The sequence below is a fragment of the Clostridium liquoris genome, from assembly GCF_002995785.1.
Taxonomy (GTDB): Bacteria; Bacillota; Clostridia; order Clostridiales; family Clostridiaceae; genus Clostridium_AO; species Clostridium_AO liquoris.
In genome coordinates this window covers 36377-61075 of sequence record NZ_PVXO01000034.1, presented here as the reverse complement: position 1 = coordinate 61075, position 24699 = coordinate 36377, and the positions used below count along the sequence as shown (strand labels likewise).

24 protein-coding genes and 1 pseudogene are annotated in these 24699 nt (G+C 30.6%); 23 read left to right on the top strand and 2 right to left on the bottom strand.

Annotated elements, in window-relative coordinates; translation table 11 throughout:
* The first annotated feature begins 70 nt into the window (after positions 1-70).
* From CLLI_RS06395 to CLLI_RS06300, 20 genes are all read left to right on the top strand, one after another.
* On the top strand, positions 71-1879 hold the full coding sequence (locus CLLI_RS06395; protein ID WP_106063388.1) for an ABC transporter ATP-binding protein: 1809 nt from the start codon (positions 71-73) through the stop codon (positions 1877-1879).
* A gap of 16 nt (positions 1880-1895) precedes the next feature.
* Positions 1896-3725 (top strand): ABC transporter ATP-binding protein, encoded by a 1830-nt coding sequence (locus CLLI_RS06390; protein WP_106063387.1) that lies wholly within the window; start codon positions 1896-1898, stop codon positions 3723-3725.
* Between the two features lie 130 nt (positions 3726-3855).
* Positions 3856-4263: a hemerythrin domain-containing protein gene (locus CLLI_RS06385; RefSeq protein ID WP_106063386.1), complete on the top strand. Its 408-nt coding sequence runs from the start codon at positions 3856-3858 to the stop codon at positions 4261-4263.
* A 129-nt stretch (positions 4264-4392) separates the two neighbouring features.
* On the top strand, positions 4393-4827 hold the full coding sequence (locus CLLI_RS06380) for an RrF2 family transcriptional regulator (RefSeq protein ID WP_106063385.1): 435 nt from the start codon (positions 4393-4395) through the stop codon (positions 4825-4827).
* A 66-nt stretch (positions 4828-4893) separates the two neighbouring features.
* The gene (cysK, locus tag CLLI_RS06375; protein WP_106063384.1) at positions 4894-5820 is read left to right on the top strand and encodes a cysteine synthase A; all 927 of its coding nucleotides are present in this window, start codon (positions 4894-4896) and stop codon (positions 5818-5820) included.
* Positions 5821-5839: 19 nt separating this feature from the next.
* On the top strand, positions 5840-6988 hold the full coding sequence (gene nifS, locus CLLI_RS06370) for a cysteine desulfurase NifS (protein ID WP_106063383.1): 1149 nt from the start codon (positions 5840-5842) through the stop codon (positions 6986-6988).
* Positions 6989-7018: 30 nt separating this feature from the next.
* Positions 7019-8101, top strand: coding sequence for a tRNA 2-thiouridine(34) synthase MnmA (mnmA, locus tag CLLI_RS06365; protein ID WP_106063382.1), 1083 nt, complete (start codon positions 7019-7021; stop codon positions 8099-8101).
* Between the two features lie 138 nt (positions 8102-8239).
* Positions 8240-8722: a Na+/H+ antiporter subunit E gene (locus tag CLLI_RS06360; protein WP_106063381.1), complete on the top strand. Its 483-nt coding sequence runs from the start codon at positions 8240-8242 to the stop codon at positions 8720-8722.
* Positions 8715-8984 carry an MrpF/PhaF family protein gene (locus CLLI_RS06355; protein ID WP_106063380.1) on the top strand — a complete coding sequence of 90 codons (270 nt, stop codon included), beginning with the start codon at positions 8715-8717 and terminating at the stop codon, positions 8982-8984. The genes CLLI_RS06360 and CLLI_RS06355 overlap by 8 nt, the downstream gene beginning before the upstream one ends.
* Positions 8981-9298 (top strand): monovalent cation/H(+) antiporter subunit G, encoded by a 318-nt coding sequence (mnhG, locus tag CLLI_RS06350; RefSeq protein ID WP_106063379.1) that lies wholly within the window; start codon positions 8981-8983, stop codon positions 9296-9298. Before CLLI_RS06355 ends, mnhG begins: the two co-directional genes overlap by 4 nt.
* Positions 9285-9524, top strand: a complete 240-nt coding sequence (locus CLLI_RS06345) for a hydrogenase subunit MbhD domain-containing protein (RefSeq protein ID WP_106063378.1) — start codon at positions 9285-9287, stop codon at positions 9522-9524. Before mnhG ends, CLLI_RS06345 begins: the two co-directional genes overlap by 14 nt.
* On the top strand, positions 9521-9799 hold the full coding sequence (gene mbhE / locus CLLI_RS06340; RefSeq protein ID WP_106063377.1) for a hydrogen gas-evolving membrane-bound hydrogenase subunit E: 279 nt from the start codon (positions 9521-9523) through the stop codon (positions 9797-9799). The genes CLLI_RS06345 and mbhE overlap by 4 nt, the downstream gene beginning before the upstream one ends.
* A 4-nt stretch (positions 9800-9803) precedes the next feature.
* Entirely contained in the window at positions 9804-10223 is a 420-nt protein-coding gene (locus tag CLLI_RS06335; protein ID WP_106063376.1) for an MnhB domain-containing protein, read from the top strand.
* Between the two features lie 2 nt (positions 10224-10225).
* Positions 10226-10585, top strand: a complete 360-nt coding sequence (locus CLLI_RS06330) for a sodium:proton antiporter (RefSeq protein ID WP_106063375.1) — start codon at positions 10226-10228, stop codon at positions 10583-10585.
* Between the two features lie 5 nt (positions 10586-10590).
* A complete protein-coding gene (locus CLLI_RS06325) occupies positions 10591-12060 on the top strand; it encodes a complex I subunit 5 family protein (RefSeq protein WP_106063374.1) in 1470 nt (489 codons plus the stop codon).
* 12 nt (positions 12061-12072) lie between these two features.
* Positions 12073-13524 carry a complex I subunit 5 family protein gene (locus CLLI_RS06320; RefSeq protein ID WP_106063373.1) on the top strand — a complete coding sequence of 484 codons (1452 nt, stop codon included), beginning with the start codon at positions 12073-12075 and terminating at the stop codon, positions 13522-13524.
* An 18-nt stretch (positions 13525-13542) separates the two neighbouring features.
* Complete coding sequence (locus CLLI_RS06315; protein ID WP_106063372.1) at positions 13543-15534, top strand: complex I subunit 5 family protein; 1992 nt, start codon at positions 13543-13545, stop codon at positions 15532-15534.
* Positions 15535-15693: 159 nt separating this feature from the next.
* Positions 15694-16377 (top strand): hypothetical protein, encoded by a 684-nt coding sequence (locus tag CLLI_RS06310; RefSeq protein WP_106063371.1) that lies wholly within the window; start codon positions 15694-15696, stop codon positions 16375-16377.
* A 12-nt stretch (positions 16378-16389) separates the two neighbouring features.
* Positions 16390-17526: an AAA family ATPase gene (locus tag CLLI_RS06305; RefSeq protein ID WP_106063370.1), complete on the top strand. Its 1137-nt coding sequence runs from the start codon at positions 16390-16392 to the stop codon at positions 17524-17526.
* Positions 17527-17537: 11 nt separating this feature from the next.
* Positions 17538-18935 carry a vWA domain-containing protein gene (locus CLLI_RS06300; RefSeq protein WP_106063369.1) on the top strand — a complete coding sequence of 466 codons (1398 nt, stop codon included), beginning with the start codon at positions 17538-17540 and terminating at the stop codon, positions 18933-18935.
* A gap of 39 nt (positions 18936-18974) precedes the next feature.
* Here CLLI_RS06300 and CLLI_RS06295 read toward each other — a convergent pair whose 3' ends face one another.
* The gene (locus CLLI_RS06295; RefSeq protein WP_106063368.1) at positions 18975-19628 is read right to left on the bottom strand and encodes a DUF4397 domain-containing protein; all 654 of its coding nucleotides are present in this window, start codon (positions 19626-19628) and stop codon (positions 18975-18977) included.
* Positions 19629-19842: 214 nt separating this feature from the next.
* Here CLLI_RS06295 and CLLI_RS06290 point away from each other — a divergent pair, with 214 nt between their 5' ends.
* Both CLLI_RS06290 and CLLI_RS06285 read left to right on the top strand, forming a co-directional pair.
* Positions 19843-20718, top strand: coding sequence for a YitT family protein (locus CLLI_RS06290; protein WP_106063367.1), 876 nt, complete (start codon positions 19843-19845; stop codon positions 20716-20718).
* 48 nt (positions 20719-20766) lie between these two features.
* A pseudogene (locus tag CLLI_RS06285) lies at positions 20767-21935 on the top strand (ABC-F family ATP-binding cassette domain-containing protein).
* A 45-nt stretch (positions 21936-21980) separates the two neighbouring features.
* Here CLLI_RS06285 and CLLI_RS06280 read toward each other — a convergent pair.
* Positions 21981-23162: an amidase domain-containing protein gene (locus CLLI_RS06280; RefSeq protein WP_106063366.1), complete on the bottom strand. Its 1182-nt coding sequence runs from the start codon at positions 23160-23162 to the stop codon at positions 21981-21983.
* Between the two features lie 182 nt (positions 23163-23344).
* On the opposite strand from CLLI_RS06280, the gene CLLI_RS06275 reads away from it, so the two are divergent.
* Entirely contained in the window at positions 23345-24685 is a 1341-nt protein-coding gene (locus CLLI_RS06275; protein WP_106063365.1) for an MATE family efflux transporter, read from the top strand.
* The last annotated feature ends 14 nt before the right edge of the window (positions 24686-24699 follow it).

Sequence of the window (24699 nt, the reverse complement as noted above, 5' to 3'; positions counted from 1 at the left end):
GTAAACAGAAGCTCTGGAAATATTTCTTGGGCTTTTTTTGTATTTTAACTAAATATGGGGGGAGCTATATATGAAAAGTAGTAAAAGGTTATGGGAATTTTTACATGGGAATAAGCTGCTATATTTAGGAGCAATATTTAGCATAGCTATGGCAACTTTTATATCTACATTAGTACCAATGGTTATTAAAGTTGCAATAGATTCAATTATCGGAGATAAGCCATTAAAAACATCACAATTTATTAATAGCATCATAAATAAAGTAGGTGGTAGATCATTACTTGCTGAAAACTTATGGATATGTTCCATAGTTTTAGTTTTATTAACGGTTATAAGAGGAATATTTCTATTTTTGAGAGGTAAATTGTCCGAAACAGCTTCAGAGAATATAACCAAAAATATAAGAGAAAGACTTTATAATCATATACAATATCTACCATATGAATATCATGTTAAAAGTGAAAAAGGAGAATTAATACAAAGGTGTACTTCTGATGTGGACACCATAAGAAAATTTTTATCTACTCAATTTGTGGAAATAGGAAGAGCTATATTTATAGTGATTTTTTCTATTATAGCTATGTTATCATTAAGTATAAGGATGACTTTAATTTCAACAGCTACAATACCATTTATATTTGCTTTTTCTTTTATATTTTTCTCTAAAATAAAAAACCTATTTAAAGAAGTTGACGAAGCTGAAGCTAAAATGATTACAGTACTACAAGAAAATCTTTCAGGAGTCAGGACTGTTAGAGCTTTCGGAAGGGAAAAGTATGAGATAGAAAAATATAATAAAAAAAATGAAAATTATACAAAACTGTGTCTTAAACTATATTCCTTATTGTCAAACTATTGGAGTATATCGGATTTTTTATGTATGTTTCAAATTGGATTGGTTTTGATATTCGGAGTATATCTTACAGCAAAGGGAGATATAACTTTAGGTACCTTAGTTGTATTTATAAATTATGAAGGAATGCTTTTATGGCCTGTAAGACAGCTAGGAAGAATTCTTTCGGACATGGGAAAAATGACTGTGTCTATAAATCGTATAGGGGAGATATTGGATGAAGAAGAAGAAAAGGAATTTCCATATGAAAAAAAGCCAGAGATTAAAGGAAATATAGAATTTAAGAATGTTTATTTTGAATATGAAAAAAATAATCCAGTGCTTCAAGATATATCTTTTGAAGTAAATAAAGGAGAAAAAGTGGCTATTATGGGACAGACAGGCTCTGGCAAATCTTCACTAACCTATCTTTTAACTAGACTTTATGATTATGAAAATGGCTCCATTAAAATAGATGGAGTGGAGCTTAAAGATATAAATAAAAAATGGATAAGAAAAAATATAGGACTGGTATTACAAGAACCTTTCTTATTTTCAAAAACTATAAAGGAAAATATAAAAATAGCAAGAAAAGAAGCTCAGGATGAAGAGATAATTAAAGCTGCTTCAGAGGCCTCTATACATAATGTTATATTGGACTTTGATAAAGGATATGACACTGTAGTAGGAGAAAACGGGGTAACTCTTTCTGGAGGACAAAGACAGAGAGTGGCTATTGCCAGAACATTAATAAACAAAACTCCTATTCTCATATTCGATGATTCCTTAAGTGCAGTGGACACGGAAACAGATAAAAACATTAGAAAGGCTTTAAAAAGTAGAAGCAAAGGAGTTACCACTTTCATAATATCCCATAGGATTTCCACCATTAAAGATGCTGATAAAATAATAGTTTTAGATAAAGGGAAAATCGTACAAATGGGTAAACATGAAGAACTAATAATGGAAGAAGGACTATATAAAAGGATTTGGGAAATTCAAAAAAATATCAGCGAAGAAGATGCAAAAGATGAAAAGGTAAGTTGATTAGGCGGTGATATATATGAATATTAATAGAATTAAAAAAGAAAAAAATAGGAAATTGGACTTTAATATATGGAGAAAGTTATTTAAATATATTTCTATATTTAAAGATAAGTTAAAAATTTTGTCCTTACTTATGTTTATAGTAGCGGGGATAGATGTTGTAATGCCATTCCTTACCAAGTATGCCATAGATAATTTTGTAGTTAGTGGAAACATTAATGGCATTGGCAAATTTGCAATAGGCTATCTTTTAATAATATTAACTCAGGTAATAAATATTAAATATTTTATCCTCAGCGCAGGTGAAATAGAAACAGGTTTGGCTAAACATGTAAGAAAGTTAGGCTTTGAAAAACTGCAAAAGCTTTCACTTTCTTATTATGACAGTAACTCTCAGGGATGGATAACCTCTCGAATGACTTCTGACATAACCAGATTAAGTGAAATAGTATCTTGGGGGCTTATAGATTTAGTTTGGGCTGTTGTTATGATGATAGGGTTTGCAATTGTAATGTTTATTCATAATTGGAGACTTACCCTTATAACATTAGCGGTAGTTCCTCCACTGTTTATAATAGGAATATATTTTCAAAAAAGAATTTTAGAATCCTATAGGAATGTTAGAAAGATAAATTCTAAAATAACTGGAGATTTCAATGAGGGTATATCTGGTGCTATTACAACAAAAACTCTAGTAAGGGAAGAGGAAAATTTAGAAGAATTCAAAATGCATACTGGAGAAATGAGGTATTCCTCCATAAGGGCAGCAGTATTTTCATCCTTGTTTTTACCAATTGTATTAACCCTTGGAAGTATAGGAACAGGCCTAGCACTTTGGTTTGGAGGAAATGGTGTTATTTCAAATAATATAAGCTATGGAACTTTAGTTATGTTTATTACTTATTCTGTTGAATTTTTTGAACCAGTAAGTCAATTGGCTACAACTTTGGCAGAAATGCAGCATGCTCAAGCTTCTGCAGAAAGGGTCATATCTTTAATTGAAGAGAAAGTTGATATATGGGACAGGGAAGAGGTAATAGAAAAGTATGGCGATGTGGTTAACGGTAAAATGGAAAACTGGGAAAAGATTGAGGGAAATATAATATTTCAAAATGTATCCTTTTCTTATAAAAATGGAGAAAAAGTACTGGAGAATTTTAATTTAGAGGTAAAAAAAGGTGAGCAAATAGCTCTTGTTGGAGAAACCGGTTCTGGAAAGAGTACTATAGTTAATCTATTATGTAGATTTTATGAGCCTACTAAAGGAAAGATTTTAATTGATGGCAAAGATTATAAGGATAGATCCTTACTTTGGCTTCAATCAAACCTAGGCTATGTGCTTCAAAGTCCTCATCTTTTTAGCGGAAGTATAATAGATAATATTAGATATGGAAAATTGAATGCTTCAGAAGAAGAAGTAATAGCAGCAGCTAAATTGGTAAATGCCAATGAATTTATCACTAAGTTAGAAAAGGGCTATTACACAGAGGTTGGAGAAGGGGGAGGAAAGCTATCCACAGGGGAAAAACAATTGATTTCTTTTGCAAGGGCTGTAATAGCTAATCCTGCTATATTCATATTAGATGAAGCCACATCTTCTATTGATACGGAAACTGAAAAAGTAATACAAGATGCTATTCATAAGGTATTAAGAGGAAGAACAAGCTTTATAATAGCCCATAGATTATCTACCATAGTATCCTCAGATAAAATATTAGTAATTAAAAAAGGAAAAATATTAGAAATGGGCAATCATAAAGAGCTAATGAAGAAAAAGGGATATTATTACAATCTATATACAAATCAGTTTATAGAAGAGAAAGAAAAAGAATTATTAAATGCTTAATGTATAAAATACGTGTTGGAAATACTTGAAAAATGATGAATAAGTAACCAGTGTTACTGTAAATATATTTTTAATCTGTTATAATATTTTTATAGATTAAAAATATTTGTGAAACACTGGAGGTATTAATATGGATAATTTGAGTAACTTAAAAAGACAACATATAGAAATAGTTGAACTAATAAATATAATAAAAGACCTTTCAAAAAATGAAGAAAATATAAATGAAGGAATAGAAATTGCTAAAAATATAAATATTCTGGCTGGTAAACTAACAGTCCATTTAAATTCAGAGGACAAGTATTTATATCCTGATTTATTAAAAAGCAGTGATTTAAAAATTAAAAAAATAGGTGAAGATTACATAAAAGAAATGGGCAATATCTGCGATGAATTTACTAAGTTTAAAAATAAATATAATACTAAGAGTAAACTATTAAAAAATAAAGAAGAATTTAAAAGTGAATTAGAAATTACATTTAAACTTTTAGAAAAAAGAATAGATAAAGAGGATAGGGAGCTATATAAATTAATATGAAGTGATTCTTAGGTTCAGGCGGATTTTCTCCATCTGAACCTTATTTAATAGATAAATATTGACACAGCAAAATTTTAGTATTATAATCATATTAAACATATAGGATTAATAGATTTAAGAGGTGCTAATATGAAAATTTCTACTAAGGGCAGATATGGATTAAAAGCTATGCTAGATATAGCAGTATATTCCTCATCAGAAAATGTAACATTAAAAAGTGTTTCTGAAAGAGAAAACATATCTGAAAAATATTTGGAACAAATATTTTCTGCGCTTAGAAAGAACGGGTTGGTAAATAGCAAAAAAGGTGCTCAGGGTGGATATACACTATCAAAGAGTATGTCTAAGATAACAGTTGGAGATATACTTAGGGTCTTGGAAGGAGATTTACTAGTTGTACAAGAAGATGAAACAGAAAAGGATATAATGGATAAGTGTATTCAAAAAAATATATGGGATAAATTGAATAGTTCCATTAATTCTATTGTGAATTCCATTACTCTAGAGGACTTATTTTATGAATATAACAAAGAAACAAATCCCGAATATATATATTATATATAATATATATATTTTTGAATAAAAGCCTACTAATCCTATAGGAATAATAAATGAGAGAGGATGTTATTTATGAAAATATACAATAATTTAATAGAATTAATTGGAAATACACCATTACTTAGATTAGGTAAATATGAAAAAGTTCACAATGTAAAAGCAAACTTAATTGGTAAAATCGAATATTTTAATCCTGCAGGCAGTGTTAAGGATAGAATAGCCTATGCTATGATAGATGCGGGAGAAAAAGCGGGATTAATTAATAAAGATACAGTGATAATTGAACCAACCAGTGGAAACACAGGTATTGGATTAGCCTTTGTGGCAGCAGCTAAAGGTTATAGAATAATTCTTACTATGCCTGAATCCATGAGTATTGAAAGAAGAAAGCTTTTAAAAGCTTATGGAGCAGAACTTATATTAACACCTGCTTCAGAGGGGATGAAGGGAGCTATAAAAAGAGCAGAGGAATTAGGTGCTGAAATACCTAACTCTTATGTACCACAGCAATTTAATAATGAAGCCAATCCATTAATTCATGAAGAAACTACTGCAATGGAGATACTTAGGGATATGGATGAAAAAGTGGATATATTTATAGCAGGGGTTGGTACTGGCGGAACCATTTCTGGTGTTGGAAAGGCACTAAAAGAAAACAATCCTGATGTAAAAATAATTGCTGTTGAACCAGAGGGTTCTCCAGTACTTTCTGGTGGAAAACCAGGTCCACACAAAATTCAGGGTATAGGGGCAGGTTTTATACCTTCTGTACTAGATAGTGATGTAATAGATGAAGTTATTAAGGTATCTAATGAAGAGGCTTTTAGTACTACAGCAGAAATAGCTAAATTAGAAGGACTATTGGTAGGCATATCCTCTGGAGCAGCCATATATGCAGCAGAGAAGCTAGGCATAAGGGAAGAAAATAAGGGCAAAAATATAATAATAATGTTACCTGATACTGGAATGAGATATTTGTCTACACCAGTATTTGATTAAAGAAAAAGGAGAGGGATTTATGGAAAAGATAATATATATGGATCATGCAGCTACCACCTATGTTAAAGATGAGGTTTTAAAGGAGATGCAGCCATATTTTACAAAGTACTATGGAAATCCTTCTTCCCAATATTCCATTTCCATGGAAAATAAAATGGCAATAGAATTGGCAAAGGAAAGAATAAGCAAGGTTATAAATTGCAGCCCTGAGGAAATATATATCACCAGTGGTGCATCTGAAGCAGATAATTGGGCAATAAAAGGATTTGCTTTGGCAAATAAACATAAGGGTAATCATATAATTACTACAAAAATAGAACATGAGGCAGTGCTAAACACTTGCAGATATTTAGAAAGCATGGGATTTGAAGTAACCTATCTGCCAGTGGATAAGGAAGGCTTTGTTAAAATACAAGATTTAAAAGAAGCTATAAAGGAAAATACTATATTAGTATCTATAATATTTGCTAATAATGAAATAGGTACTATAGAGCCTATAGAGGAAATAGGAGAAATATGTAAATCAAAAGATATAGTATTTCATACAGACGCAGTGCAGGCCTTTTGCAAAATTCCTATAGATGTAAGAAATAAGAATATTCAAATGGCTTCCCTGTCTGCTCACAAAATATATGGGCCTAAAGGTATAGGAGCCTTATATATAAAAAAGGGAATTAAAATACACAATTTAATTCATGGAGGGGCTCAAGAAAGAGGGAAAAGAGCTGGTACAGAAAATGTTCCTCTAATAGTGGGTTTTGGTAAGGCTGCGGAATTAGGAATAAAAATTATGGAAGAGGAAAGCAAAAGACTGAGTTATCTAAGAGATAAGTTAATAGATAAACTATTGCAAATAGATGGAGTTATAGTAAATGGTCCTGTTGGCGGAAAAAGGCTTCCCAATAATGTAAATGTTTGTTTTCAGGGAGTATATGGAGAAGATTTGGTATTCCTATTAGATAGGGAAGGAATTTGTGCTTCCAGTGGAAGTGCCTGCCAAGCTTCCTCCATGGAACCTTCATATGTGCTTACAGCCTTAGGCTTAGAGAAAAGCTTAGCTAAATCCTCTATAAGGCTTACTTTAGGATTACAAACTAAGGAAGAACATATTGATTTTGTAGGAGATAAACTGAAGGAAATAGTTGAAAGGATAAGGAAAAATAATTAGTTTATTTAAGTTTTAAGGCAGGTGATTCAGGTGGGAAAGAAAGTAGTATTAGGCATGAGCGGAGGAGTAGATAGTTCTGTATCAGCTTATCTTTTACAACAACAGGGTTATGAAGTAATAGGAGTCACTATGCAAATATGGCAGAGTGATGAGGAATATGAGGAAAGAGAAGGGGGCTGCTGTTCATTATCCTCAGTTAATGATGCAAGGAGAGTAGCTTATAAATTAGGTATTCCTTTTTATGTAATGAATTTCAAGGAAGAATTTAAGGAAAAGGTCATAAAAAACTTTGTGGAAGAATATAAGAAAGGAAGAACCCCTAATCCTTGCATTGCGTGTAATAAATATATAAAATTTGATTCTTTTTTAAAAAGGGCCATGAATTTAGGTGGTGATTATATTGCTACAGGTCATTATGCAAGGATAGAGGAAAATGAACAGGGAAGATTTATTATAAAAAAAGGTGTTGATCCAAGAAAAGACCAAAGCTATGTATTATATAATTTTACTCAATTTCAGCTAAAGCATACCTTGATGCCTTGTGGAGGATACAACAAGAATGAAATAAGAAGCATTGCTAAGGATATTGGCCTTAATGTATACAATAAAAAGGACAGCCAGGATATATGTTTTATACCAGATAATGATCATGGGAGATTTATAAAAAAGGAAATAGGAGAGGAAATAAAAGAAGGTTACTTCGTGGATAAAAGTGGTACAGTACTTGGCACTCATAAAGGAATAGTATATTACACCATTGGTCAAAGAAAAGGTTTAGGCATTGCATTAAAAAAAACTATGTATGTTGTAAAAATTGATGCTGAAAAAAATCAAATCACCCTAGGAGGTAATGAGGAGTTGTTTAAAAAAGAATTTATCTCCAGGGATTTAAATTTTATTCCCTTTGATAATCTATTGTCCCCTATGGAGGTAGATGTGAAAGTAAGATATTCTAATGGGTCTTCCAAGGGTTTAATATCACCATTAGAAAATGGAAAGGTAAAGATTCAGCTTTATAATCCTCATAGAGCTATTACAAAAGGTCAGTCAGTGGTATTTTATTCAGGTGAAGTTTTGGTTGGCGGAGGAATAATTGAACGCATATTACAATAGCTTGATAAATTAAATATTAAACAATTTAAACAATTTAAAAAACTGAATAAATAATAAAAAAAATGTAGACGGCGATATATAAGATTTGATAATATAATAATATAACATGAAATAATAGAAGGAAGGAGGGTACTATTCATGAAATATTGGATTATTTCGCTTTATTTTGGGTTTTGGATTATATTATGTGGTTTCCTAAATATGGAGACTGCTATAATTGGAAGTTTGCTTTGTTATTTTATTTTTAATTTTAATAAAGATATGATAATAGATGAAGAACAAAAAGGAATAATCAATGGAAAGACCATAATATGTGCTATACAGTATTTCATAATTTTAATAAAAGAAATATTCAAATCAAATTTTCATGTAGCAAAAATAGTTCTTAGCCCTAAAATGAACATATCTCCACAAATTATCACTATTGATACAAAAATCAAATCCCATTTATATAAAACTGTGTTGGCAAACTCAATAACTTTAACTCCAGGAACACTTACTCTTTTAATGGAGGAAGATAAATTAGTCATACACTGTCTCCAAAAGGAGAATGGAGAGGATTTAATTCAATCGGATTTTGAGAAGATACTGTTGAAAGCTGAGGAATGCGTAAATGGTTAAGATACTAGTATTTTCAATTATATTTCTATCATTAACAATTATGGGCTGCATATATAGAGCTATTAAGGGGCCTAGTTCTACAGACAGGCTTATAGCTATAAATGTAATTGGAACTAAAACTATAATATTAATACTAATGGTTTCCTTTATTCTACATGAAACCTATTTTGTGGATGTGGCATTAGTATATGCATTAATTAGTTTTATTGCATCTGTAGTGATATCAAATTACATTGAAAGCTTAGGAGGAAAAAGTAGATGATTAAAACTATTATAGCAGGAATATTTATATTTGGAGGGCTTTTCTTCTTTATGGTAGGAACCCTTGGAATATTAAGATTCCCAGATGTTTTTACTAGGATACACAGTGCGGCTAAATGCGATACTCTTGGAGCATTACTAAGCCTAATGGGATTGATAATTTTCAATGGCTTTAATTGGACAGCCTTAAAATTAATACTTGTTTTAATTTTTATATGGATAACTAATCCAACAGCTACACATTTAATTGGAAAAGCGGAATATTTAAGAACATTAGATGAAGGGGCGGGAATAAATAAAGATGAAAACATTTAGTGTAATAATGTTAATATTTTTAATTTTTTCATCAATTATTGTATCCTCTATGAAAAGTTTATTGGGAGCTATTATAGTTTTTATGGTTTATAGTTTAATAATGGCAATATTATGGCAGCAGCTCAATGCACCAGATCTTGCCATTACCGAGGCCGCAGTTGGGGCAGGCATAACTACAGTGTTATTTATTGTGACTTTAAAAAGAATTAGAGGGGTAAAAAGATGAAGAAAGTGATAGCTGTCATAGTTACTCTTGGAATAACTTTCATATTGCTTCTTGGAGTGGCGGAGCTGCCTACCTTTGGTAAAGAGGATACTCCAACTCACAATGAAGTTTCAAAATACTATATAGAAAATGCAGTAAAGGATACAGGTGCTACTAATATTATTACAGGAGTAATATTAGATTACAGAGCCTTTGATACCTTTATAGAGTCTAGCGTATTATTTACCTCCGCAGTGGTAGTGTTAATAGTTTTTAAAAAAGAGGTAAAGGAGTGATTATATGAAGAACGAAATATTAGAGGAAGTAGCAAAGGTAATAATACCTTTAATACAAGTATTCGGAGTTTATGTTATATTTCATGGACATTTAAGCCCTGGTGGAGGATTTGCTGGAGGAACCATAATAGGGGCAAGTTTTATATTGTATAGAATAGTATACGGTAAAGAGAAGGCTTCAATGAAATTTAGTTATAGAAGATTAATGAAAATAGTTTCCTTTGGGCTACTAGCCTATGGAACTATGAAGGGCTATAGTTTTGTATCAGGTGGAAGTCATTTAAACTGGCCATCGCCGCCTTTGGGCACTCCAGGTAAAATTCTAAGTGGAGGTTTTTTACTGCCATTAAACATTGTAGTAGGAGCTGTAGTATGTATTACCATGTACTTTTTTTACAGTTTATTTGATGAAGGAGAAATATAATTATGGAAAAACTCTTAACTAATTATTACGAAACTGGAGCAATAATTTTATTTGGAATTGGTTTTATGACTTTATTGTTAAACAATAATTTAATAAAAAAAATTATAGGTATGAATATAATGGATACCGCTGTATTCCTATTTTTTATTGCAAAGGGTTACATACAGGGGAAAGAAGCTCCTATTATATCTGGAAATTTTAAAGGTGTGGAAGGATATATAAATCCAATACCAACCTCACTTATGCTTACAGGTATAGTTGTAGCAGTAAGTACTACTGCCTTTGCCTTAGCTTTAACTGTAAAAATATATGAGAAATATGGAACAGTGGAGTTAGATAAAATTTTAAATAAAGGAGAGTAATAAATTTGCTGATTGATAGTTTTCCACTTTTAACGGTACTGCTTTTATTTATCACTGCAAGTATAATGCCTTTACTTAAGAAAAGTAATTTGGTTAAGGGTATATGTATAATATCTTTTATTGTAAGCTTTGTCATGTATTTAGCTACACTAAATAGAGTTTTGAAAACTGGAGACTATTTCTATAGGGTTGGACATTTTAATGCACCCTTTGGTATAGAGTTTCATGTAGGAACAGTGGAATGTATAATGGGAATATTATTTACCTTTGTAGCTATTATGGTTATTTGGAATTCTATTTACAATATACACTTTGATATAAGGGAGGACAAGATACCACTTTATTATCTTCTAGTGAATATACTTATTGCTTCTCTACTAGGTATTGTGTTTTCAAATGATATGTTTAATGTATTTGTATTTATTGAAATAGGAAACCTTGCTTCCTGTGGTATTGTAGTGGTAAAGGATAAAAAGGAAAATATAAAAGCAGGAATGAAATACTTAATCATGAGCTGCCTAGGATCAGGATTAGTTCTTATGGGAATTGCATTTCTATATTCTATAACTGGACATTTGAATATGACATATATTCATAATGAATTAGTAAAAAATTATATACATTATCCAAGAACCATTCTCATAACTTTAGGGCTATTTACAGTAGGCTTAGGAGTAAAGAGTGCTATGTTTCCGCTCCACACCTGGCTGCCAGATGCTCATTCTAATGCACCAACCACCTCTAGTGCTATATTATCATCCTTGGTTTTAAAAGGGTATATTTTATTTTTGATAAAGGTTCTTTATAGAGTTTTCGGAATAGAAATAATTAGAAACTTTCCAATATTGAACATAATACTTGTATTAGGATGTCTTGGAATGATACTTGGTTCTATTTTCGCAATATTTCAAAAGAATTTAAAAAGGGTTATTGCATACTCTACTGTAGCACAAATGGGATATATTTTCTTTGCTATAGGTCTTGGTACAGAATTAGGAATTATTATGTCCATATTTCATATTATTGGACATGCGGTTACTAAGGCAGCCTTGTTCTTATGTACTGGAGCTATTATACAAGGTACAGGACATAAGAACTTAGATGAGTTAAAAGGTGTAGGTAAGGAAATGCCATATACTCTTGGATTGTTTTTTATAGCATCACTATCTATGATAGGCATACCATTGTTACCGGGATTTGTCAGCAAGTGGTATTTAGCTTTAGGCAGCATAGAAGCAAATAAGACCTTATTAATTGCTGTAATACTGGCAAGCAGTTTGTTAAATGCAGTATACTATTTTCCAGTATCCATTAATGGCTTTTTCGGAGAGGAAAATTTGAGAGGAAAGATTTATAAAAGTAAAAGCAAATCTTTAAAAGAGTTATTACCAATAATTATTTTAGTCATAGCTATGATATACATTGGCATAGACTCACAGAGCATAATAAATTTGATTAAGACAGGACTAGTATAGGAGGATTATATTTTGAAGAATTTATTGATAATACTACCCATATTGTTTCCTTTCTTAGCTGCCATAACTATAGCAGTAGCTAAATTTCAAGAGAAAAAAAGAAATGTGTTTGCGGCAGTTTCGGTTATTTTAAACTTAGTTTTTGTAGTTTACTTATCTCATCATATGCCAGGAGGAAAGCTGCATCTACTTAAAATTAATGAATTTTTAGATATATACTTTAAAATCGATAAATTGAGCATTTTCTTTTCCAGTTTAGTTTCAATTCTTTGGGTGTTTACTACTATTTATTCCATGGAGTATATGAAACATGAAGGAAAGGAAGATAGATTTTTTTCATACTTTATAGCTACATTAGGAATAACTTTAGGTATAGCTTTTTCAGGAAATTTAATTACTTTATATTTATTTTATGAATTTTTAACCTTAGCTACATTTCCTTTAGTTATTCATTCGGGAAGCAAAGAGGCTTTAGAAAGCGGCAAAAAGTATTTAATATATTCCTTTGGAGGAGCTACTTTAGTACTATTTGGGATGATTATTTTATTTAGTTTAACCAATAATTTAACTTTTGTACCTAAAGGAATATTAAATAATGTTTCTGATTCAAATATCTATTTAATATCACTAAGTTATTTAGTTATGTTTATTGGCTTTGGTGTCAAAGCAGCTCTTGTACCTTTTCATGCTTGGTTACCACAGGCAATGGTGGCACCAACTCCAGTAAGTTCACTTTTACATGCTGTAGCTGTAGTAAAATCTGGGGCATTTGCCTTAATTAGAATTACTTATTATATATTCGGAGCAGAGGTTATAAGGAAAACTCATAGTGCTGGATATCTAACAGTATTAATTGTGATATCAATACTTATGGGATCCTTTTTAGCACTGCATCAAGAAAATTTGAAAAAAAGGCTGGCTTACTCTACCATAAGCCAGTTGGGATATATTTTACTTGGAATAATTTTACTAAATGAAAGTTCCCTTGTGGGGGGAATGCTGCATCTTATAAACCATGCTGTAATAAAAATAACCCTATTCTTTTGTACGGGGGCTATTATGTATACCACTGGAAAGACAGAAATAGGACAAATTGCAGGAATAGGAAGACAAATGCCTATTACTATGTGGTGCTTTACCATTTCTTCCATATCATTAATAGGAATACCTCCTACTAATGGTTTTGTAAGTAAATGGAATTTAGCTTTAGGAGGACTTATAGATGGTAAAGCTGTTTTCCCAGCTATTCTTTTATTGAGTGCATTACTTACTGCAATGTACCTTTTACCTGTGATTACAGAAGCTTTCTTTAAAAAAGGAGATAATGTTATTTTATTGAAAAAGGAAGCACCTAAAAAAATGGTTATTCCTATAGTATGCATAACTATGATAACTGTATTATTAGGATTATTTCCAAATCCTATATTGGTGTTTGTACGGGAAATAGCTAATGAACTAATATAAGAGAGAAGGTGAATTTTATTGAATGCCCATCTAATATTGTTACTAATTTTGATATTACCTCTATTGGGAACCTTTATAGGATTTATAATGGGAATGGTAAATGAAAAATATAGAGATTTATTCAATGTAGCCATCACTGGGTATGTATTTCTACTTACCTGTGCCTTGTTTCCAGTCGTAAGTAAGGAAAGAATAGATTTAAATATACCTTATATTATGGGAGTAGGTCTTCAATTAAAGATGGATATGTTTAGATATATTTTTGTGTGGCTGACTACTTTTATATGGTTTTTAGTTACTATATATTCCACTGAATATTTAATAAGTTATAAAAATAGAAACAGATATTATCTATTTTTTATGCTTACCTATTGGAGCACTATAGGTATATTTATTTCTGAGAATTTTTTAAACTTATTTGCGTTTTTCGAAATTATGTCTTTAACCTCCTATCCTTTAATAGTACATGATGAAGATAAATATTCACATGAGGCAGGAGAGACCTATATAATTATGGCGGTGTTAGGGGGATTAGTTCTCCTAATGGGTTTATTTCTATTATATGATTATACCCAAACCTTAGAAATTACTAAGTTAAGAGTAGCCATTGAAGGTATAGGAGATATTAAATATTTAATATCTGGATTAATAATGTTTGGTTTTGGCATAAAAGCAGGTATGTTTCCTCTTCATGTTTGGCTACCTAAGGCTCATCCAGCAGCACCAGCACCGGCCAGTGCAATACTGTCAGGTATACTATTAAAAACTGGAATATTCGGTATTATGGTAACCGCTCAAATAGTAGTCCCAGGAGATAAAAATGTGGCTATTGCTCTTTTAGTTTTAGGCTTTATGACTATGTTTATAGGTGGACTTTTAGCTATGTTTCAAAGAAACATCAAGAGGATTTTGGCTTACAGCAGTATGAGTCAAATGGGATACATCATAGTTGGTATTGGACTTATGGGAATATTAGGTGAACATAAGGCAATAGCATTGTATGGCACACTATATCACATAATAAACCATGTAATTTTTAAAGTGTTGTTATTTTTGATTGCTGGCGAAATTTATATGGTGTTGCATGAATTAAGTATAAATTGCATAGGTGGTTTTGGCATAAATAAAAAGCTATTAAAAGCAATATTTTTAATAGCACTATGTGGTATCATAGGCATGCCAGGATTTAATGGGTTTATTAGTAAAAATATGCTTCATCATGCTTTAGCAGAAGCTACTCAGATATATGGGGGATTTTGGCTAACCTTAGGAGAAATAATTTTTGTTATAAGTAGTGGATTTACAACAGCTTATCTTTTGAAAATATTTGTTGCAGTATTTGTAGAGAAAAATGATAATCTTATTGTTAAGCAAAATATTATAAACAAGCATAGAATCGGATTACCAATGATTATTCTAGCTATTTTAGTAGTATTTATAGGTATTATTCCTAAAAGTATAATACCAATTTTAGATAAGGCGGTAATTCCTTTTAATGTACATAGTGGAATAGACATTCATTTCTATACTTTAGAAAATATAAAATCTTCATTTACATCTATAGTATTAGGCGTAGTACTTTACATGGGTTTTATAAGAAAAATATTGAGAAAGGGTTCCGACAATAATTGGTGGTATGAAAATATAGCTTTAAATTGGTTTAGTTTGGAGAAAAAAATATATATACCAACATTTAAATTTTTATTTAAATGTATTAGTTTTGTACTAAGAATATTTGATAAGGGACTAATTAGAAGTATTGATTTCATGGGTGACTATGCTGAAACTTTTGGTAAAAAGCAAATATCAATTAACAATAAACTATCATATAAGATAAGAGAAAAAATTGATGATGTGAATATCAATAGAAAAAGCATTGATAAAGAAAAAATAACTATAAGTTTAAACGAAAAGATTAATAAAGTTGGCTATAGAATAAATAGCATTACTTATTCTGTTTATATCTTCGGAATAGTGTTACTTATATTATTTATAGCATTGATATATTAATAATTTAAGCATGTGATTAATAAAAAGTCACATGCTTAAATATTTTTAAAAGAAAATGACCTTTAAGAGAAAATAATTATTATTAAATGATACTATATATTCAATTTAATTTTATTTTATGATAATATAATTACATAATTAAAATAGGCGGTGATTACAGTGAAGGGAAATGGCAACTCATTAAAATATATTAAGAATCCTTCTGATACTGATATATGGAATACATTAAAATCAAATGTGTGGGCTATAGAATATGTGGAAAATCCTACAGAAGAAATGTGTTTGTTTGCAGTGAAGAAGGCATGGAATACCATTAAATTTATTCAAAATCCAAGCTATGAAGTGATTAAGGAAGCGGTAAATTCCAAGGGATGGGCAATACAATTTATAAAAGATCCTAGTATTGAGCTTCAAAGAATTGCTGTGGAAAGGGATTTTGATTCTATAAAGTTTATTAAAGAACCCTGTGAAGAAATACAGATAATTGCAGTAAAGAATGGTTGGACAGCTATTAAATATATAAATAGTCCTAGTGAGAAAGTTGAAATAGAAGCCATTAAATCCAATGAAGAAGCAATGAGATATATAAATAATTTAACAAAAGATAAAATAAAAAAATTTGTTAAGGTAAATATTAAAATAGTAAAGTATTTAGACAAAGAAGCCATGAAATCAGTAATGGATGTTATTCAAGAACAAATAGGAAAAGAAGATGTAGAAGATAAATATATAATAGATTTTATTCAATGCCAAGCATTTTCTTTTAATAAAGTAACCTATATTTACAAATTTGGCAGTATGAAAGCTAAAAGAATATTATTAGATTATAAATTAAGCATATAAGGAGTGTTTTTTATGAATTTTAATGATGCATTATTAACAGTAAGTTTAGTTATAAAGAGTGGAGCGGTTCCTCTTATTATAGGGGAAAGTGGTATAGGTAAAACCTCTTTAGTAAGAAAATTAGGGGAAAATGAAGGCTATTATGTAGTAAATATAGATGGAAATTTATTAAAAGAAGGAGAAATTGGAGGGCTGCCAACAGTAGAGGAGTACACTACTAATTTAAATGGAATATTTACTAATAAGAAAAGAACAGTATATGCTGTTCATACAAAGTTATTGGAAATAGAAAAATCTATAGATGAAAATCCTAATAGGAGAGTACTTCTTTTTATAGATGAAATAAATAGATGTGAACACAGTGTACAGCAGGAACTAATGAACATAATTTTAAATAGAGAAATAAATGGATATGTTCTACCATCTCAAGTAGATGTGATAGCTGCTATGAATCCTTCAAATAAATATGATGCTTTTGAGCAAAGTGATTATCAGGTAGTGGACATGGATCCTGCTCAAGAGGATAGATTTGTATGGATTGAATTAGATGCAGATGTAAAGGCATGGCTGCAGTGGGCAACGGATGAGAAAATTAATATTCATCAGGATATAGTACAGTTTATTGCCACATTCCCTGAATACCTTCATACTCCTTACTCTCAAGAATCTATTAAAGCTACTCCAAGAAGTTGGGAAAGAATATCTAAAGCTTATAAAGTTTATTTAAATGAAAAGGATAATTTCCCATCAAGAATATTTTATAATGTGGTAAAGGGCAATGTAGGGGGAAGTATTGCTCAAGATTTCTTTAATTTTCTTCAGGAAAACAAGCATCCCTTAATAACATCTGAAGAACTATTTAATAGAGAAGACATTGATAAAGCTTTAATAGAAAGGGTAAAGGAGGAAAGCCATTCAAGACTATATTTAGCCTCTAAAAATGCATTGCTTTATTTAAAGGATAAAGAAAATAGAACAAAGGAAATAGATTTATTTTCAAAATTTCTACAATTATATCCGGCAGATCTTAGAATGGGAATTATGCAGGAAATTAAATTCAACTATGGAGATAACCTTTATAAAGAATTTATGATGAATGAAACCTTTGTTAATGGATATTTTTCAATGTATGAACAAATAGAAGATTAGAGGGAAGAATTATGGAGGAAAATAGTAAGTTTGAGGTTTTAAGAAAAAATTTATTAAAGGAAGTGTACAGTTGGGGAGAAGAGCCAACTTTAAATAAGGAATTTATTCAGAAGTTTTATAAATTAGTAGAGCTGTGTACTTTTTCATTAATGAAGGATGAGGATAACTTTTTTGCTCTTTTTACTATACAAATGAAGAGAAAGATAGATTTAAATATGGCCACTGCCATTGGCACTACAGTATCTTTATCACATTTTATTCTTCATTTTAACCCATGTATTTTTCTAGAATGTAATTTAGAAGAAATGAAGGCTTTGATAAAACATGAAATATACCATATTATGTTTAATCATGTTAAAAGAGGACAGGAAATGAGAAAAAAATATAGTGATTTTGTAGTTAATACTGCATTAGATATATCTATAAATCAATATATTCAGCACCTACCATCATGGAGCTCTACTATTGAAAACATTAAATTATCCTTTAATGCAAACTTAGAATATGAAAGAAATGCTGAGTACTATGCTGAAGAATTGCAAAAAGCAATGGAAAAATTGAAGGATGAAAAGGGCCCAGAAATTTTAGAGAGAAAAAATGTGGAGGCTTCAAGGAAATATGAGAAAAAACATGAAATATGGAAGGCACATGATATTTGGAGAGAATCTAAAGATGACTATAATTTTGAAGAATTAAAGGAGCTTACTAAAAACACTGCAAATAATGCTAATAGAGGTAAAATGCCTGAATCACTAAAAAAAACTTTAAAGGATCTAAATGAAAGACCAGAAATATCCTGGGCAGAGTATCTTAAAAAGATTATAGGTACACTGCCTGTAGGATATAAAAAGACTATAACAAGAAAAGATAGGAGACAGCCAGATAGATTGGATCTTAGAGGTAAGCTATCTAATCATGTGGCTCAGATATTAGTAGCTATAGATATAAGTGGAAGTATAACTGATAGGGAAATAGAAAAGATTATGATAGAAATATTTGCTATAGTAAAAAATCATCCTTGTGAAATAACCATAATTGAGTGTGATGATGCAATTAGAAGGGCGTATAGAGTAAAGGGTATTAGGGATATTAAGGCCAAGGTGGATACCAGAGGGGCAACTGCCTTTTCACCAGTATTTCAATATATATACGAAAAAAAATTAAGAAATCATCTTCTCATATATTTTACAGATGGCATTGGAGAAAGAGAACTTAGCATAAAACCTATAAATAGTAAAACATTGTGGGTGCTCACAGGGGCAGAAGAATCTTTGTCACTAATAAACCCTCCTGGGGAAGTAAAAAAACTATCCAATAAAAAAATAGAAAAAAATGATGTAACCATAGCTATAGAAGATATGGGAGAAATAACAAAAGATTGGGCTTGCGCAGCAAATCAATATATATAGGCAAAAGCATATGGTGTTTAGAACCATATGCTTTTATATTTAAACTTTTAAGTAACTGTTGCCATCTAGTGGAAGCAATACTTGTAATGGAGGATTACCAGCGGATAGGCCAACTGCATAAATGCTGTAAAATTTATTAGGACCAAAGGGCGTACTTGGCACTATTAAAATTACACTGCCTGAGTGAGCTGCTGTTATTTGTATTCCATAATGCCCAGGACTTACTTGCTGATAATTAGTAACTTCACCAAAGGAAACATTGTTAAAGATTATACCTTCTCTACTTGTTAAAGCTACATTTACAGTAGGAGTGTCTGGAGAAAGATGTATAAATCTAATCATGGTTGTACCAGGAACTATAGTCATAGGTATATCTTCTATGAGCTTTAAATGAATATTGTTTAGATTACCTGCGGCAGCTGCAGTAAAAATATTATTTGGAGTAGCAAAAAAGCTTGTGTCTATAATGGGATTTGAAGTTTTGCCAGAAACAAATATTTTTAGGGTATAATAGCCTGGTGCTATAGGTGAATATTCAGTAAATTTTTTAAAAGAAAGATTACTTGCCATAAGTCTATCATTTAAATAAATATCAATATTTAACGCACTAGGTATGGCATGTAGAAATCTTATATAGGTTATAGGAGGATTAACCCTAAAAAGTGTTGGTGTAAAAAGTGGACAAAAAAACATAAATTCGCCTCTCTAAATATTAAATTATTACTTACAATATTAATATATGTTACCTTTAATATACTGACACAAATTGCATTTAATAAAATTTTTAAATTACTGTTTCCTTCCCAAATAAAATATAATATTATTAAAATATGTATTTTAATTTAAAGGGTATAATAATATTGCAGTATTAACATTACAAAAAAGGTAAAGGAGGATGGATTAGAGGATGGATTATTCGAAATTAAGTGACTACATCAATAAAAAAAGTGCAAAAAATATACTTTTAATAATACTTGGGACTTTAATATCAGCAATTGGTATAAATGTGTTTTTAGTAAATGCAAAGCTTCTTAGTGGAGGAGTATCTGGTATTACCTTAATAATACAGTATGTTTTTAAAATACCTGCAGGATATACGGTATTTGCTATAAATATTCCCCTTTTATATCTGAGTTACAAAAAGATGAATAGAAAGTTTACAGTATTTACAATCATAGGGACTATATCTTTTTCTATTATGCTTATTATTACAACCCCATTAAAAGACTTAATTTTCATAGATGATCCCTTATTATTATGTATATATGGCGGAGTACTAGTTGGAGCAGGTATTGGTATGGCATTTAGTAATCATGGATCTACGGGCGGTTTTGACATTGTTGCCTCAGTACTAAAGAAAAAAAATGAGAACCTTGATATAGGTAAAATAACTTTTGGTGTAAATTGTGTTATAGTAATCATCGGAGCTTTTATATTTGAAATAAAAAGTGCTTTGTATACTTTGGTATCCATGTATATTACTTCTTACATGATTGATATAGTTATAAAGGGATTTGACAGAGATAAATTAATTCTAATTATCACAGATAAGGAAGAAGAAGTAAGCAAAAGTATTATGGAAAATATAAAAAGAGGTGTAACTTTTTTATATGGAGAAGGTGCCTATACCAATAAAAGCAGAAAGGTGCTTTACTGTGTTGTATCCTTATCTCAGCTGCCTCAGTTAAAACAAATGGTAAGGGAAATAGATGAAAATGCCTTTATATCAATAATAGATGTATCTGAAGTAGAAGGAAGGGGCTTTAGAAAGAATATTTCATAAGATATAAAAAGGTGTAACTTTACTCTAAAATTTAAGGAGAGATAGATATTGAGTATTTTAACTGTTAAAAATATTAGCCATGGCTTTGGTGATAGAGCTATATTAGAAGATGTTTCATTTAGATTGCTAAAAGGCGAACATGTTGGCCTTATTGGAGCTAATGGCGAGGGAAAATCCACATTTATGAACATAATAACAGATAATCTTATGCCAGACGAAGGACAAGTTATTTGGTCAAATAATGTTAGAGTAGGCTACATGGATCAGCATGGTTCATTAATTAAGGGTATGACAATTAGAGAAGCATTAAGAGGTGCATTTCAATACCTTTTTGATCTTGAAACAGAAATGAACACACTTTATGGCAGTATGGGAGACATGAATGAAGACGAGATGAATAAAGCTCTTGAAAGAACTGCTGTAGTTCAAGACATGCTAGATCATAATGGCTTTTATATTATAGATGCTAAGGTAGAAGAAGTGGCAAAAGGATTAGGACTTTTAGATTTGGGACTTGATAAAGATGTTTCAGATTTATCTGATGGACAAAGAACCAAAATTCTTTTAGGTAAGCTATTACTTCAAAATCCGGTCTTAAACAGTGTAATTAATTTGATTTATCATATTGAAAATAGAAGACTAACAAGATATGTTGGAGATTATAATGAATTCCAAAGATTATACCAGCTTAAAAAGGCTCAATTAGAGGCAGCTTATGATAGACAACAAAAGGAAATAGATAAGCTGGAGGACTTTGTTGCTAGAAATAAGGCTAATGTTGCTACTGCTAATATGGCAAAATCTAGACAAAAGAAGCTTGATAAGATTGATAGAATAGAACTTACAGCGGAAAAGCCAAAGCCGCAATTTAACTTTAAGCAAGCTAGAGCTGCTGGTAAGATGATTTTTGAAACTAAGGATTTAGTTATAGGATATGATGAGCCATTGACAAAGCCATTAAATCTTTACATGGAAAGAGGACAAAAGATTGCTTTAGTAGGAGCAAACGGCCTTGGTAAGTCAACACTTTTAAAAAGCTTACTTGGACAAATAAAGCCTGTTTCTGGCCAAGTGGAGCTTGGAGATTACCAATACATGGGTTATTTTGAACAAGAAATAAAGGAACTATACTGCTTGTATGCCACGAACCAGAGTTTTATAGAGATGTAGTGACAGATATATGGAATTGCGAGGATTGGACAACTAAAATAGTTTAATTTAAATAGGCAGATTAACCTTCTGCCTATTTTGTTATTATATATTTATCTTATGTGAACTAGATGAAAGAATATATTTTTATCACCCCAACCTAAATCCCATGGTACATGATATCTATCTGTAGTGTGAGAATTTATCAATGGATATCCATGGGAATCCCATGCGGTAATAACCGCAAAATGATCTATGTCATGCCCCTTTGCATAACAAATTAAATCACCAAGTTCTAGTTTTTGTACTATACCGCAGGGATGAGCTTCAGTGGGAATTGCCACCTGCTTAAAATCTCCTTTTTTTATCAAATGCCCTTTACCACTATACACTAAATAGTCTCTAAAAGCATCTGCATTGACAAAAGCTCTACTGCCTTCGCCGCCTCCAAATGGATGGTAGGTGCAATGCCAGGTCCCATCAAATTTTAATCCGCCGGCTTCTTTATCACCCAATACTTGTGAGGCATAGTTGGTACAATCGCCGCCAATACCATTGAAGTCTTTATATTTTCTATTGTATTTATAATCTGTACCTTCCTGTAGGGAAGCTCCGGAATATTTATCTGCATATTCCGCCGCTTTAATTCTATTATATCTACCAGTATAACTGGTTTTTATTTCCCTTGGACAATTTGGCATAGTATATATTTCTTCTCTAGAAAGATCAATTTCCTTTATATCTCCAGTGTAGGCTTTTAGTCCATCTTCAAAGCAGTCTGTATACCAATCAGTATATATAACCCAATTATCACCTTTTTTGACCAAATCAACAGTATGTCTTATACCTACACCAAATGAATTTGTTACAGGCTGTTCGTCATCTTTGTAAATATAATCAAATTTATAAAGTTCCTTTAAAGATAGTCTAATACCATTTTTAGTTGTATAGGTTTTATACAATAGCACAGAGGAATTTACATTAGTAAAAACTATTCCCCTTTGATAAGCCCAAGATCTTAAATATTTTACTCTTTGTACTTCATGTTCTAGTGCCCACTTACCATATCTTTGTGAAGTGTCAAAGTATTGTGGCAAAGAACTTAGATCACCATTTATGAATACTTCTGAACGCTTGTTGTATATTTTTTGAATTTCTTCTTTTAGTAATTCTTTATCGATGGAGGCTGATGGAGCTAAAGTAGCAGCAGTACCCGAATTTATATAAAAGTTGCAATATAGAATAAATGAAATAATTAAGATAATCCAGGTTTTGTTTTTATGCCAATTTTTCATTAGTAAATAGGCACCTCCTAAAATAACAATTGAAATATTACATTATCTTTATATATTGTTACCTAAAAACTTTATTTTAAAGGTTTAATAGTATGGTAATTTCTAAAATACTATGTTAAAAAAGTTAACATGTTAATATATTTAAGTAATGGAATTAAATACAATTTAGAAGGGATGCAAAAATGAAAAATAATAATGTGTTAAGTGAAGTGATAGATATATCCCTTCCTGTAATTGCAGAAATGGTAGTTTATAATTTTATGAATATATTTGATATAATGATGATAGGAAATTTTGGCGGAAATAAAATGGTAAGCGCAGTGACTTTGAGCAATGAAATTATAAATACTTTTTATAATATTTTAATTTCCTCAGGACTTGGAATAGCTGTAACCTCATTAATAGCTAGAAGCGTAGGAGGAAAGGATATAAAAAGTGCAGAAGAATATGCTTCCATAGGAATTAAAATTGGTATTATTATAGCTTCCATTTGTACTTTTGTTCTTTATAGATTTAGCAATGAAATTTTAAAGCTTTTTAAAGCCTATGGCAAAGTATTAGAATATGGAGATATTTATATAAAAATAGTAGCATTGTCTTTATTACCAAGTTTATTTGTGAATATTTTAAATTCTATATTAAGAGGAGTTGGAAATACAAAGACTCCATTTAGAGTATCCATAATTATTTCTGTAAGCAAAATATTTTTTGATTTTATATTGGTTTTCGGTATATTGTTTAAAGATTTGGGAGTCATTGGTGCTGCTATGGCTACACTTTTAGCTCAATTTTTTGGAATGATATATTTATTTTCTTATGTAATAAAAAACTTTAATATAAAGGTTAAATTTAAAATAAGATGCAGCTATGGAAAAATTAAAAAAGTACTTTTTATCACAATGCCATGTTTTTTTGAGGAAGCAGCATATAGTATAAGTAGATTAATATGTACATCAATGATTATGGGTTTAGGTTCTGCATCCTTTGCAGCTAATCAAATTGCAAATAACATAGAAGGCATTTCAGTTATGCCCAGCATTGCTATAGGTATTGCGGCTACAACTCTAGTAGGAATGAAGGTAGGGGAAAGAGATGTTAAAGGTGCAAAAAAATATGCTTATAAATGTTGCTTATTTTCTTTGGGAATTATAATGTTCTTTGCTATTATATTTATTACTATGCCAAATTTTTTAGCTAAAGTCTTTATAAATGGTGAAGAAAGGGAAGTTATACATCTCACTGCAGCATGTTTGCTTATAGGTTCTATTGAACAACCCTTTATAGCTATTTCTAATGTTTTTTGTGGAGCCTTGAAAGGAACAGGAGATGCTAAAACTACTTTTACTATTTCTTTAATTACTGGTTGGTGTATAAGATTACCTTTAATGTTTTATTTTATATATTATCTCAAAAAGCCTGTTACCTATGTTTGGTGGATAACAAACTTGCAGTGGGCTGTAGATGGTATTTTAATGTATATTTATTTTAGAAAGAAATTTAAAAGTTACAGAAGAAATTATTAATACATGCTTGTTTT

Bases quoted from the DNA above. Each gene is read 5' to 3' on its own strand.
- CLLI_RS06355 (WP_106063380.1), top strand. From the start codon at position 8,715: ATGGTTAAGATACTAGTATTTTCAATTATATTTCTATCATTAACAATT.
- CLLI_RS06360 (WP_106063381.1), top strand. From the start codon at position 8,240: ATGAAATATTGGATTATTTCGCTTTATTTTGGGTTTTGGATTATATTA.
- CLLI_RS06280 (WP_106063366.1), bottom strand. From the start codon at position 23,162: ATGAAAAATTGGCATAAAAACAAAACCTGGATTATCTTAATTATTTCA.
- CLLI_RS06300 (WP_106063369.1), top strand. From the start codon at position 17,538: ATGGAGGAAAATAGTAAGTTTGAGGTTTTAAGAAAAAATTTATTAAAG.
- mnhG (WP_106063379.1), top strand. From the start codon at position 8,981: ATGATTAAAACTATTATAGCAGGAATATTTATATTTGGAGGGCTTTTC.
- CLLI_RS06390 (WP_106063387.1), top strand. From the start codon at position 1,896: ATGAATATTAATAGAATTAAAAAAGAAAAAAATAGGAAATTGGACTTT.
- mbhE (WP_106063377.1), top strand. From the start codon at position 9,521: ATGAAGAAAGTGATAGCTGTCATAGTTACTCTTGGAATAACTTTCATA.
- CLLI_RS06290 (WP_106063367.1), top strand. From the start codon at position 19,843: ATGGATTATTCGAAATTAAGTGACTACATCAATAAAAAAAGTGCAAAA.
- CLLI_RS06380 (WP_106063385.1), top strand. From the start codon at position 4,393: ATGAAAATTTCTACTAAGGGCAGATATGGATTAAAAGCTATGCTAGAT.
- nifS (WP_106063383.1), top strand. From the start codon at position 5,840: ATGGAAAAGATAATATATATGGATCATGCAGCTACCACCTATGTTAAA.
- CLLI_RS06275 (WP_106063365.1), top strand. From the start codon at position 23,345: ATGAAAAATAATAATGTGTTAAGTGAAGTGATAGATATATCCCTTCCT.
- CLLI_RS06330 (WP_106063375.1), top strand. From the start codon at position 10,226: ATGGAAAAACTCTTAACTAATTATTACGAAACTGGAGCAATAATTTTA.
- cysK (WP_106063384.1), top strand. From the start codon at position 4,894: ATGAAAATATACAATAATTTAATAGAATTAATTGGAAATACACCATTA.
- CLLI_RS06345 (WP_106063378.1), top strand. From the start codon at position 9,285: ATGAAAACATTTAGTGTAATAATGTTAATATTTTTAATTTTTTCATCA.
- CLLI_RS06385 (WP_106063386.1), top strand. From the start codon at position 3,856: ATGGATAATTTGAGTAACTTAAAAAGACAACATATAGAAATAGTTGAA.
- CLLI_RS06305 (WP_106063370.1), top strand. From the start codon at position 16,390: ATGAATTTTAATGATGCATTATTAACAGTAAGTTTAGTTATAAAGAGT.
- CLLI_RS06335 (WP_106063376.1), top strand. From the start codon at position 9,804: ATGAAGAACGAAATATTAGAGGAAGTAGCAAAGGTAATAATACCTTTA.
- CLLI_RS06395 (WP_106063388.1), top strand. From the start codon at position 71: ATGAAAAGTAGTAAAAGGTTATGGGAATTTTTACATGGGAATAAGCTG.
- CLLI_RS06295 (WP_106063368.1), bottom strand. From the start codon at position 19,628: ATGTTTTTTTGTCCACTTTTTACACCAACACTTTTTAGGGTTAATCCT.